The 11852-nt window shown below is 67.3% G+C and carries 9 protein-coding genes; 3 read left to right on the forward strand and 6 right to left on the reverse strand.

Annotation, left to right across the window (positions count from 1 at the left end):
* Positions 1-9: 9 nt before the first annotated feature.
* The 6 genes from ACSQ3P_RS10345 to ACSQ3P_RS10370 form a co-directional block, all read right to left on the reverse strand.
* Positions 10-1074, reverse strand: a complete 1065-nt coding sequence (locus ACSQ3P_RS10345) for an ABC transporter ATP-binding protein (RefSeq protein WP_436165500.1) — start codon at positions 1072-1074, stop codon at positions 10-12.
* Positions 1071-3284, reverse strand: coding sequence for an ABC transporter permease (locus ACSQ3P_RS10350; RefSeq protein ID WP_436165501.1), 2214 nt, complete (start codon positions 3282-3284; stop codon positions 1071-1073). The genes ACSQ3P_RS10345 and ACSQ3P_RS10350 overlap by 4 nt, the downstream gene beginning before the upstream one ends.
* A 30-nt stretch (positions 3285-3314) precedes the next feature.
* Complete coding sequence (locus tag ACSQ3P_RS10355) at positions 3315-4355, reverse strand: ABC transporter substrate-binding protein (RefSeq protein WP_436165502.1); 1041 nt, start codon at positions 4353-4355, stop codon at positions 3315-3317.
* A gap of 93 nt (positions 4356-4448) precedes the next feature.
* The gene (locus ACSQ3P_RS10360; RefSeq protein WP_436165503.1) at positions 4449-5231 is read right to left on the reverse strand and encodes an inositol monophosphatase family protein; all 783 of its coding nucleotides are present in this window, start codon (positions 5229-5231) and stop codon (positions 4449-4451) included.
* Positions 5232-5233: 2 nt separating this feature from the next.
* Positions 5234-6232, reverse strand: a complete 999-nt coding sequence (gene iolG / locus ACSQ3P_RS10365) for an inositol 2-dehydrogenase (protein ID WP_436165504.1) — start codon at positions 6230-6232, stop codon at positions 5234-5236.
* 45 nt (positions 6233-6277) lie between these two features.
* Positions 6278-7078 carry an SDR family oxidoreductase gene (locus ACSQ3P_RS10370; protein ID WP_436165505.1) on the reverse strand — a complete coding sequence of 267 codons (801 nt, stop codon included), beginning with the start codon at positions 7076-7078 and terminating at the stop codon, positions 6278-6280.
* 119 nt (positions 7079-7197) lie between these two features.
* On the opposite strand from ACSQ3P_RS10370, the gene ACSQ3P_RS10375 reads away from it, so the two are divergent.
* From ACSQ3P_RS10375 to iolD, 3 genes are read left to right on the forward strand one after another with little or no spacing between them, the layout of a single operon-like run.
* A complete protein-coding gene (locus ACSQ3P_RS10375) occupies positions 7198-8061 on the forward strand; it encodes a MurR/RpiR family transcriptional regulator (RefSeq protein WP_436165506.1) in 864 nt (287 codons plus the stop codon).
* A gap of 15 nt (positions 8062-8076) precedes the next feature.
* On the forward strand, positions 8077-9990 hold the full coding sequence (locus ACSQ3P_RS10380) for a bifunctional 5-dehydro-2-deoxygluconokinase/5-dehydro-2-deoxyphosphogluconate aldolase (protein ID WP_436165507.1): 1914 nt from the start codon (positions 8077-8079) through the stop codon (positions 9988-9990).
* A gap of 11 nt (positions 9991-10001) precedes the next feature.
* The gene (iolD, locus tag ACSQ3P_RS10385) at positions 10002-11840 is read left to right on the forward strand and encodes a 3D-(3,5/4)-trihydroxycyclohexane-1,2-dione acylhydrolase (decyclizing) (RefSeq protein ID WP_436165508.1); all 1839 of its coding nucleotides are present in this window, start codon (positions 10002-10004) and stop codon (positions 11838-11840) included.
* Positions 11841-11852: the final 12 nt, after the last annotated feature.

An 11852-nucleotide genomic window follows, 5' to 3' on the forward strand; every position in this document is an offset into this window, starting at 1 on the left:
GCCGCCGGCTCAGCCCGGCGGGATCAGCGTCACGCCCGAATTCGCGAAGCCGAGCTTCACCGACGTGCCCTCGGCCAGCATCGGGCGGGCGCCGTACTGCACCACGAAGAGATCGGCCGCCTCCGTTTCGACGATGATGTCGAGGTGGTTGCCGAGATAGGTGCATTTGCGGATCGTGCCGGGCAGCCCCTCGCCCGTCGCCTCCGACAGGATCAGGCTCTCCGGCCGCACTGCGACCCGGGCCGGCCCCGGCCCAAGCCCGCGCGCCGGCAAGGAGACGCTGGCCGAGCCGATCGCGACATCGGCGCGCCCCTCGGCGACGGAGCGGATCGTCACGTCGATCAGATTGGCGTCGCCGATGAAGTCCGCGACGAAGGCGTTGGCCGGCTCCTCATAGAGTTCGCGCGGCGCGCCCTCCTGCGCGATGCGCGAATTCGACATCACGATGATGCGGTCGGAAACGGCAAGCGCCTCCTCCTGATCATGGGTGACATAGGCGACTGTCAGGTTGAGGCTCTGCTGCAATTCGCGGATCTCCTCGCGGACCCGGCGGCGCAGTTTCGCGTCGAGGTTGGAGAGCGGCTCGTCGAAGAGCAGCACCTGCGGCTCCAGCACCAATGCGCGCGCCACCGCGACGCGCTGCTGCTGCCCGCCGGAGAGCTCCGAAGGGTAACGGTTCTCGAAACCTTTCAGGCCGACGAGTGCAAGCTTCGACAGCGCCATCTCGCGCGCCACGTCCTTGCCCAGCCCCTTCACGGTCGGGCCATAGGCGGCGTTCTCCAGCACGCTCATATGCGGAAACAGCGCGTAGGACTGGAACACCATGCTGACGTCGCGATCAGCGGCCGAAAGCCGCGTCACATCCTTGCCGCCAATCAGGATCTGGCCCGCGCTGGCGATCTCGAGCCCGGCGATCATGCGCAGGGTCGTGGTCTTGCCGCAGCCGGAGGGGCCGAGCAGGGTGACGAGCTTGCCGGCCTCGATGGCGAAGCTGACATCGTCGACGGCCGTCACCGCGCCATAGCGCATGCTGACATTGCGGAACTCGACGGATGCGGGGCCGGCCTTCGTCAACTTGCTGCTCCTTGACTGATAGGATTGGAGACCGAGCCGGAGAGTGCGACGACCTTGCGCCGGCCGAGTTTGCGTTCGCCGACGCCGAGCTGGATCAGCCCGATGCCGGCGGCCATGACCACGATCAGCACCGAGGAATAGGCGATGGCCAGGCCGAACTCGCCGGCCTCGACCCGGCCGACGATATAGGCGGTGGCGAGGTTGTATTCGGCCGAGACCAGGAAGATCACCGCGCTGACGGCGGTCATGCTGCGTACGAAGCTATAGACCAGCGCCGCAACCAGCGCCGGGCGCAGCAGCGGCAGCACGACGCGCCAGAGCGTGGTGAAGCTGCGGGCGCGCAGCGTCGTCGAGGCCTCGTCCAGGCTCTTGTCGATCTGCGACAGGCCGGCGATGCCGGAGCGCACGCCGACCGGCATGTTGCGGAAGACGAAGGCAATGATCAGGATCAGCCCGGTACCGGTGATCTCGATCGGCGGCACGTTGAAGGCCAGGATATAGGCGACGCCGAGCACCGTGCCGGGAATGGCGAAGGAGAGCATCGTCGCGAATTCCAGGGTGCCGCGCCCGCTGAATTTCTGCCGCGTCAGCAGATAGGCGGTGAGCAGGCCGATCAGCGCCGTCAACGGCGCCGAAATCGCCGCGACCTTGAGCGTCGTGAAGAACGAGTTCCAGGCCGCGCCCTCGAAGAAGAGGCCGCGACTGAAATCGATCGCGAAGCCGGTGCGGTAATGCTCCAGCGTCGGCGTGTAGTCGCGGCCCATCGTCTTGACGAAGCCGCCGACGAGGATGACGAGATAGATCACCAGCGTGAGCGCCACCCAGGGCAGGACAGCCAGCCCCGCAAGCCAGGCGACGCGGCGCGGCAGCGGCGTCGGCAGGCCGGCATCGCCCTTGCCGGTGACGGTGGTGTAGGATTTGCCGCCGAGCCAGCCCTGCTGCAGCCAGAAGGCGCCAAGCGTGAAGGCGAGCAGCACCATGGCGAGCACCGCCGCCTGGCCCTGGTTATAGGCCGCGCCGACGACGGCGAAGAAGATCTTGGTCGAGAGCACCTCGAAATTGCCGCCGAGCACCAGCGGATTGCCGAAATCGGCCATGCTCTCGACAAAGCCGAGCAGGAAAGCGTTGGCGATGCCGGGTCGCAGCAAGGGCCAGGTCACGGTCGAGAAGGTCTGCCAGCGGCCGGCCCCCAATGTCTGCGAAGCCTCCTCCAGGCTCGGGCTGATGCCCTGGACTACGCCGATCAGGACGAGGAAGGCGATCGGAGCGAAGGCGAGAACCTGCGCCAGCAGCACGCCTGGCAAACCGTAGATCCAGCGCGAGCGCGGAATCCCGAACCAGTCCGCCATGATGCCGGTGAAGAAGCCGGACCGGCCGAAGAGCAGGATCAGCGCGAGCCCGATCACGAAGGGCGGCGTGATGATCGGCAGGACCGTCAGCGCCCGCATCAGGCGCTTGCCGGGCATCGCCGTGCGCTGGAGCAGCAGCGCGCAGGCAAGACCGAGCAGGGTCGTGATCACCCCGGTCAGCACGGCCAGGACCAGCGTGTTCCAGGCAACGCCGCAACTCGTGCCGCTGGAGACGCAACCGAGCCCCCAGATCGTGGCGCTGAAGAACCTGTCCGAGAAGGCCGAAAGCGCGACATGGCCGTTCTGATCGACCAGCGCGCTCTTCAGGATGACCATGACGGGCCAGAAGATGAACAGCCCGATCAGCAGGACGACGATGCCGATGGCCGAGGTGGTGAACAGGTCGCCCCGGCAATAGCCGCGATAGGCCAGGCCATGGCAGGTCAGGAGCAGCAGCGAGAGCACCGTCAGGAAAGCGCCGCCGCCCATGCCAGCCTGCGCGACGTCCGCGCCGAACAGCGCCATGGCCCAGCCGGCGGCCGAGCCCTTGAGGACGATGCCGAAGCCCTGCAGGAAGAACACTGCCAGCCCCGCAGCGCCGGCCGCGACGAGGACACGCGCCACCTTGCCGGAATCGGCGCCGCGGCAGAACGCCGTCTCCACCAGAAGGGCCGCCCCGATCGGCAGCAGCCAGGGCGCTTCCCCGGACAAGGCGAGCGCCAGCGCGCTGCCCGCCTTGCCGAGCGGATAGCCGGAGAGCCAGCCGAACTGCATCAGGCTCATGCCCTCGGGCAGATACCAGGGCAGCACGGCATAGCCGAGCCAGCCGATCAGGAGCACGAGTTGCGTGGCGCGGCGCATGTCAGCCGTCTCCGCCCGAGAGCCCGTCGCCTACTTCGGCAGCGCCTTGACCTCGCGGTCCCATTTGGCGAGCAATCGCGTGCGCTCGGCCGAGGAGCCGTATTTGACGAAGTCGTAGTCGATCAGCTTCATCTCCGACATCTTCGGCGATTGCGGCGGCACCGGCGCATTCTTGTTCGACGGCACCTGATAGGATTTCGCCGGTCCGGCGAGCCCTTGCGCGGCGGGCGTCAGCGCCCAGTCGTAGAACTTCTTGGCGTTGTCGAGATTGCGCGCGCCCTTGACGATCGACATCGAGCCGATCTCGTAGCCCGTGCCCTCGCAGGGCGCGACCGGCTTGATCGGATCGCCCTGCACCGCGAAGACGACGGCGTCGTGGATGAAGACGATACCGACGGCGGTCTCGCCCAGGCTCGTCGCCTTGGCCGGTGCGGCGCCCGATTTGGTGTACTGGTTGATGTTCTTGTGCAGGGCCTTGAGATAGCCGAAGGCCTTGTCCTCGCCCATTAGCTGCACCATCGTCGCCAGCAGGTTATAAGCGGTGCCCGACGAGTTGGGGTCGGCGACCTGAACGTCATCCTTGAGCTTGGGGTCGAGCAGATCGGCCCAGCATTTCGGCTCCGCGATGCCCTTGGACTTGATCTGCTGGGTGTTGAAGCCAAAGCCGAGCGCGCCGGCATAGATGCCGATCGAGCGCTGCTTGGCGGCCTTCCACTGCGAGATCGCCCAGTCGTTCAGATCCTTGTTGGCGGGCGATTCGTATTCCTGCGTCAGCCCTTCCTCGGCCGCCTGGAGATGCGGATCGCCAGTGCCGCCCCACCAGATGTCGCCGCGCGGATTGGCCGATTCCGCCTTGAGCTGGGCATAGATCTCGCCCGCCGATTTGCGCGTCATCGCGACCTTGATGCCGGTCTCCTTCTCGAAGGCGGTCGACATGGCGCGGCACCATTCTTCCTGCACGCCGCAATACATCACCAGCGCGCCTTGCGCCTTCGCTGGAGAGGTTGCCAACGGCGAAGCGGCGGCAACAGCGGCGAACACTCCGGCGGCAAGCCAGGATTGGGTCTTCATGGTCGTCCTCCCTGGTCGAACGTTTCGTTCGTTGTTTTGTCGTTGGCTGAACTCTGACGGCTTTCGCGCAAAGATCAACGGATCAGTTGCTGGCTAAGAAATTCCGCTGATCGCCCTCACCGCGCCGGCGAGCGCCGGCGTGCAGCACAGGACCGGGTTGCCCTTGGCGATGGCGTCCCCAGTGAAGAAATCATTGAGCACGGCGCCGGCCTCGCCCGCGATGACGACACCCGCCGCGACGTCCCAGGCATTGATGTGCAATTCGACATAGGCCTCGGTGCGGCCATTCGCGACATGGCAGAGCCCGAGCGCGCCGGAGCCGGAGCGCTTGACCGATGCGCCTGCCGCCAGGCCGCGCCCGATCATGGCGAGATAATCGGCTGCGGGAATACGCGTCGACCAGCCCATCTCGATATAAGCGCGCGTGATGTCGCTCGCCCCCGAAACCTGGATCGGCTGGCCGTTCATGGTCGCGCCGCGCCCGCGCCGACCGAGATAGACCTCGTCCAGGGCCGGGGCGGCGATGATGCCGATCTCCGGCACGCCATGATTCAGGAAGCCGATCGAGATGCACCAGTTGCGGTCGCCGCGCGCGAAATTCGAGGTGCCGTCGATCGGGTCGATGATCCAGACCGCGTCGGAATTCTCGCCGCCGCCCTCCTCGCCGATGACGGCATCCGACGGGAACAGCACGCCAAGGCGCTGGCGCAGAAAATCCTCGACCGCACCATCGGCGACGGTGAGCCAGTCCTGCGCGCCCTTCATGGTGACGCCGAGACTGTCACGCTTGCGGAAATAGTCGAGCGCCATCCGGCTCGCCTCGGTGACGAGGCCGAGCACGGCATATTGGCGAAGGTCGAGTTCGGCGGGCGACATGGTCAATTCTTCTCCAGCGCAACGGCGACAGGCCTGCCCGTGCGCGCCGACTCCGTGGCGGCATCGGCCAGGATCTGGGCCTTGAGGCCGTCGAGACCGGAGGGCCTTGCCGCCGTTCCGCCCCGGCAGGCCGCGATGAAGGCCTCGAGCTCGGCGCGATAGGCCGCCGCATAGCGCTCGAGGAAGAAGTTCTGCACGGGATCGGCGCGGAAGCCTGCAACGGTCGCACTCTCGACCGTGGTCTCGTGGATATTGCCGGCGCGCAGCATGCCCTTGGAGCCATGCACCTCGATACGCTGGTCATAGCCATAGGTGGCGCGCCGAGAATTCGAGATCTGCGCGATCCGACCCGAGGCGGTCTTCATCAGCACGGCAGCGGTGTCGACGTCGCCGGCCTGTCCGATCGCCGGATCGACCAGCGCCGAGCCCAGCGCGAAGACCTCGACCGGCTCTTCGGCCAGGAGGAAGCGCGCCATGTCGAAATCATGGATCATCATGTCGCGGAACAGCCCGCCAGAACGCGCGACATACTCGACCGGCGGCGGCGAGGGATCGCGCGAGATCACGCTGACGATCTCGATCGCGCCGGCCTCGCCTGCGCGCAGGCGGCGTTCGAGCGCCGCGAAACTGGGGTCGAAGCGGCGGTTGAAGCCGATCATCAATGGCTTCCCGGTCTGCAAAACCAGCTTCAGGCAGCGACGGATGCGCTGCGCATCGAGATCGACCGGCTTCTCGCAGAACACCGCCTTGCCGGCCGAGACGGCCGCTTCGATAAGATCGGCATGGGTGTCGGTCGGCGTGCAGATCAGAATGGCGTCGATGCTGGCATCGGCCAGAATGGCGTCGATGCCGGCAACATGCGCGCCCGTCACCGCCGCCAGCGCGGAGGCCGCCTCGTTCGAGGCATCGGCGACCGCGACCAGCGCGGCATCAGCCCGCGCGGCGACATTCAGTCCGTGAATGCGGCCGATCCGCCCGGCGCCCAGCAATCCAAATCGCATTGTCGTCGTTGTCCTGTGGTCAAGCTTCGTGTCGTCGGGCCCGCATCAATCATGCGCGCCAAGAATCGTCTGGTCGAAATCGATGTTGGAGCCGGTCATCAGGCCCGATTCGCCCGACGCCAGATAGGCCACCGCCTTGGCGACCTCGCGCGGGTCGATCAACCGGCCGAAGGGCTGCTTGCGCGCCGCCTCGTCGAGCCAGCCATCGCTTGCGTCGTGGCGCAGCCGCATGATCGCGTCCTCGCCCGGCGTCGCCATCCAGCCGATATTGAGGCCGTTGACCCGGATGCGCTGCGCCAGCAAGCCGAAGGCCGCGTTCTTGGTCAAGGCGGCGAGCGCGGCCTTGGAGACGCTGTAGGCGGAAAGGAAGGGCTGGCCGCCATGAGCCGACATCGACTGGATGTTGACGATCGCGCCTTCGATACCGAGCCGCGCCATCGCCTCGGCCGCTCCCTGGATCAGGAAGAAGGGCGCGCGCAGATTCACCGCCATGATGCGCTCATAGAGCTCGGGCGTGGTGTCGAGGATCGTGCCGCGATCGGTGTCGCCTGCAGCATTGACCAGGATGTCGATGCGCCCGAAGGCGGCCTCGGCTGCCGGCACGATCGCCTTCACGGCGTCGAGATCGGCGAGATCGGCCTCATGAAAGCGGACATCGCAGCCCGCGCCACGCAGCGACGCCGCCACGGCTTCGCCGCGCGCCCGGTTGCGGCCGGTCAGCAGCAGGTCGGCGACGCCGCGCGCCGCGAATTCGCGCGCAATCGCCTCGCCCAGCCCCTGGCTGCCGCCGGTCACGATGGCGGCCTTGCCCGTCAGATCCCTGCTGAAGGCATCACGGTTCGGCACCTGGCGTCACGCTCCCATGCGCATCATTTTGATATGAGCGGATTGTTTTTCTCGTAGATTGGAATAAACATTCCGCCCGCCGGCTTACGAAGTCAAGGCCGTGCCCAAGCGGGAAACGCATGCCAGCCGAGCCACAGCCAGCCGCGCCAATCAAGGACTTCGACGGCTTTGTCGCGCTGCTGCGCCAGCGCCGGCCGATGCTGCCGAAGCGCCTGAAGCAGGTCGCCGACCACGCTCTCGCCCATCTCGACGACATGGCCTTCGGCTCGACGGCGCAGATCGCTGAGCGAGCCGGCGTGCAGGCCTCGACCCTGGTGCGCTTCGCCCAGGCGCTCGACTATTCCGGCTTCAGCGAGATGCAGGAGGTCTTCCGTTCGCGCCTGCGTCGCCAGGTCGTCGACCATCGCGAGCGGCTGGCGGCGCTGCGCAGCACGCAAGCCGCGACGGGCGGTGCCGTGGCGCTGCTGGAGGGCTTCGTCCATGCCAGCGAAACCTCGCTGACGCAGGTCAAGGCAGCGATCCGGCCTGCCGATCTTGAAGCCGCCGTGACCCTGCTGGCCGGAGCCCGGACGATCGTGCTGGTCGGCGCCAGACGCATGTTCCCGGTCGTCTCCTATCTCGCCTACGCCTTCGGCAAGCTCGGCATCCGCGCCGTGCTGGTCGACAATGTCGCGGGGCTGGGCCCCGAGCAGGCGGCGATCGCCGGCCCGGGCGATGTCATGCTCGCGGTGAGCTACGCGCCCTATGCCGCCATGACCGTCGAGATCGCGGCAGCCGCGCATCAGCGCGGTGTGCCCGTGCTCGCCCTGACCGACAGCGCGCTGAGCCCGCTGGCCGAGAATTGCCACCTCTGGCTCGAGGTCGCCGAGGCCGATTACGGTGCCTTCCGCTCGGTGGCCGCGACCTTCGCGGTGGCGATGACGTTGGCCGTCGCGACGGCCGAGAAGTCCGGCCTCTCGGCCGAGCCAGACCTCGATCGATAGAACACAGGGCCTGACATGCCGACAGCCGCCTCCGACACGACGCTCGACGTCATCGCCATCGGCCGCTCCTCGGTCGATCTCTACGGCCAGCAGATCGGCGGCCGGCTGGAGGATATGGGGACCTTCGTCAAGGCCGTCGGCGGCTGCCCGACCAACATCGCCATCGGCACGGCGCGGCTCGGGCTGAAATCGGCGGTGATCACCCGCGTCGGCGACGAGCAGATGGGCCGCTTCATCCTCGAGCAGCTCGAGCGCGAAGGCGTCGAGACGAAAGGCGTCGTCACCGATCCCAAGCGCCTGACCGCGCTGGTGATCCTGGGCGTGCGTGATGAGAAGACCTTTCCGCTGATCTTCTATCGCAGCGACTGCGCCGATGCGGCCCTGCATGAAAGCGAGATCCATGAGGCCTTCATCGCCTCGGCCAAGGCGATCGTCGTGACGGGGACGCATTTTGCGCTGCCCGACGCCGCCGCGGCACAGAAAAAGGCGATCCGCTTCGCCCGCAAGCATGGCCGCAAGGTCGTGTTCGATGTCGATTACCGGCCCAATCTCTGGGGCCTGGCAGGCCATGCCGCCGGCGAGGAACGCTATGTCCGTTCCGACAATGTGACGCGGCATTTGCAGGAGATCCTGCCGGATTGCGACCTGATCGTCGGTACCGAGGAGGAACTCCACGCCGCCGGCGGCTCCGAGGATACGCTCACCGCCATCCGCACGATCCGCGGCTTGAGCACTGCGACCATCGTCTGCAAGCGCGGGCCGATGGGCTGCGTGGTCTTCACCGGCGCGATCCCCGCCTCGATCGAGGACGGCATCAAGGGGCCGGGCTTTCCTGTGGAGGTCTATAATGTGCTGGGCGCCGGCGACGCCTTCATGTCCGGCTTCCTACGCGGCTTTCTGCGTGACGAGCCGATCGAAACCTGTTGCGCCTGGGCCAATGCCTGCGGCGCCTTCGCGGTCTCGCGGCTACTCTGCTCGCCGGAGAGCCCGACCTTCCCGGAGCTGCAATATTTCCTGAAGCATGGCTCGCAGCATCGCGCGCTGCGGCACGACACCGAGATCAACCACGTCCATTGGGCGACGACGCGCCGGCCCCAGCCCGCCGGCATCATGGCGCTCGCTATCGACCATCGCGCCCAGCTGGAGAACATGGCCGACGCCGTGGGCGCACCACGCGAGCGCATCGCCGCCTTCAAGACGCTCGCAGTCGCTGCCGCCGCGCGTGTCGCGGCCGGGCGGCCGGGGTTCGGCATGCTGATCGACGGCAAACATGGCCGCGAGGCGCTGTTCCGGGCCGGCGACCACGATTTCTGGATCGCGCGCCCGCTCGAATTGCCGGGCTCGCGGCCGTTGGAGCTCGAGACGGACGCAACCGGCTCGCTGGGGGCGACGCTGGCGGAATGGCCGGTGGATCACATCGCCAAATGCCTGTGCTTCTACCACCCCGACGACCCCGCCGAGCTCAAGGCCGCGCAGGAGGCCGTACTGAAGCGCGTCGCGCTGGCCTGCCGGCAGGTCGGGCGCGAATTGCTGGTCGAGATCATCGCCTCCAAGCACGGCCCACTGCATGACGACACCACGGCGCAAGTCATGGAACGGCTCTACGCCATCGGCATCCGGCCCGATTGGTGGAAGCTGGAAACCCAGCCCTCGCCCGCCGCCTGGCAGGCGATCGACACTATGATCGCGACGCGCGATCCCTATTGCCGCGGCGTGCTGCTGCTCGGGCTCGATGCGCCGGAGGACGTCGTCATGCAGGCCTTCCGGGGCTCGCGAAATGCCGCCTCGGTCAAGGGCTTCGCGGTCGGGCGCACCATCTTCGGCGAGGTGGCGCGCGCATGGCTTTCGGGCGCGATCGACGACGAGGCCGCCACTGTGCGGATGGCACAGAACTTCGGCAAGCTGGCCGCAGCCTGGGAAAGCCGGTGAGGAGACAGCCGATGGCCAAGATCAGGCTCACCATGGCGCAGGCGCTGGTCAAGGCGCTCGCCGCGCAGAAAACAGTGATCGACGGTGAAACCCTGCCGCTCTTCGCCGGTGTCTGGGCGATCTTCGGCCATGGCAATGTCGCGGGCCTCGGCGAGGCGCTCCATGGCGCACGCGATGTGCTGCCGACCTTCCGCGCCCATAACGAGCAGGCGATGGCGCATGCGGCGATCGCCTTCGCCAAGGCCTCGCGGCGGCGCCGGATGATGGCGGTCACGAGCTCGATCGGCCCCGGCGCGACCAATATGGTCACCGCCGCCGCGGTCGCCCATGTCAACCGCCTGCCGCTCCTGCTCCTGCCGGGCGATGTCTTCGCCGGGCGCCGGCCTGACCCGGTGCTGCAGCAAATCGAGGATTTCGGCGACGGCACCGTCTCGGCCAATGACTGCTTCAAGCCGGTCTCGCGCTATTTCGACCGGCTGACCCGGCCCGAGCAATTGATACCGGCCTTCGAGCGCGCCATGGCCGTCCTGACCGATCCGACCGAATGCGGGCCGGTGACGCTTTGCCTGTGCCAGGATGTCCAGGCCGAGGCCTTTGACTATCCGGAAGGCTTCTTCGCCGAGCGCATCTGGACGCCGCGCCGCCAGCGGCCGGACGAGGTCGAGCTGGCTGAAGCGGCCGCGCTGCTCAAGGCCGCGAAAAAGCCCTTCGTCGTGGTCGGTGGCGGCGTGCTCTATGGCGAGGCCGAGGCTGAACTCGCCCGCTTCTGCGAGGCGCATGGGCTGCCAGCAGCCGAGACGCAGGCCGGCAAGAGCGCCCTGCCCTTCGACCATCCGCTCAATCTCGGCGCGATCGGCGTCACCGGGACCGGGGCGGCCAATGCCATGGCGGGAGAGGCCGATGTCGTGCTCGCCATCGGTACGCGCCTGCAGGACTTCACCACCGGATCCTGGTCGCTCTTCGCCAATCCCGCCTGCCGCATCATCGGGCTGAATGTGCAGGCCTTTGACGCCGGCAAGCAGCGCGCCCAGCCGCTCGTCTGCGACGCCCGCGCCGGCCTCGCCGAGCTCGATGCGGCGCTTGCAGGCCACCGCGCGCCCGAGACCTGGACGACGCAGGCGAAGGCGGCAAAGGCCGGCTGGCTTGCCACCGCCGCGCGCTACACCGCCGCCGGCAACGAAGCGCTCCCAAGCGATGCGCAGGTCCTCGGCGCCGTGCAGCGCTGGAGCGAACCTTCCGATATCGTGGTCTGCGCCGCCGGCGGCTTGCCGGGCGAATTGCACAAGCTCTGGCAGGCTGGCGCACCCGGCGGCTACCACATGGAATACGGCTATTCCTGCATGGGTTACGAGATCGCCGGCGGGCTCGGCGTCAAGATGGCCGACCCCGCCCGTGAGGTCGTCATCATGCTCGGCGACGGCTCCTATCTGATGATGAACTCCGAGATCGCGACCTCGGTGATGCTGGGGCTGAAGCTCACCATCGTCGTGCTCGACAATCGCGGGTTTGGCTGCATCAACCGATTGCAGGGCGCGACCGGCGGCGCCCCCTTCAACAATCTGCTGGCCGACAGCCGCCACGAGACATTGCCGGCAATCGATTTCGCCGCGCACGCCGCCTCGCTCGGTGCGGTCTCGCGCAAGGTGGCAAGCCTTGCCGAACTCGATGAGGCGCTGCGCGAAAGCAGGACACATGACCGCACCAGCGTCGTCGTGATCGACACCGACCCAATGATCTCGACCGATGCCGGCGGGCATTGGTGGGATGTCGCGGTACCCGAGATTTCGACGCGGGCCCAAGTGACGCAGGCCCGCCAACGCTATGACGACGCGCTCAAGGCGCGGCCATGATCGAATACCACC

It is taken from the genome of Allobosea sp. LjRoot9, assembly GCF_964252745.1.
GTDB lineage: Bacteria > Pseudomonadota > Alphaproteobacteria > Rhizobiales > Beijerinckiaceae > Allobosea.

Excerpts from the sequence above, each read along its gene's own strand:
- ACSQ3P_RS10350 (WP_436165501.1), bottom strand. The coding sequence starts at position 3,284 with ATGCGCCGCGCCACGCAACTCGTGCTCCTGATCGGCTGGCTCGGCTAT.
- ACSQ3P_RS10355 (WP_436165502.1), bottom strand. The coding sequence starts at position 4,355 with ATGAAGACCCAATCCTGGCTTGCCGCCGGAGTGTTCGCCGCTGTTGCC.
- ACSQ3P_RS10360 (WP_436165503.1), bottom strand. The coding sequence starts at position 5,231 with ATGTCGCCCGCCGAACTCGACCTTCGCCAATATGCCGTGCTCGGCCTC.
- iolG (WP_436165504.1), bottom strand. The coding sequence starts at position 6,232 with ATGCGATTTGGATTGCTGGGCGCCGGGCGGATCGGCCGCATTCACGGA.
- ACSQ3P_RS10375 (WP_436165506.1), top strand. The coding sequence starts at position 7,198 with ATGCCAGCCGAGCCACAGCCAGCCGCGCCAATCAAGGACTTCGACGGC.
- ACSQ3P_RS10380 (WP_436165507.1), top strand. The coding sequence starts at position 8,077 with ATGCCGACAGCCGCCTCCGACACGACGCTCGACGTCATCGCCATCGGC.
- iolD (WP_436165508.1), top strand. The coding sequence starts at position 10,002 with ATGGCCAAGATCAGGCTCACCATGGCGCAGGCGCTGGTCAAGGCGCTC.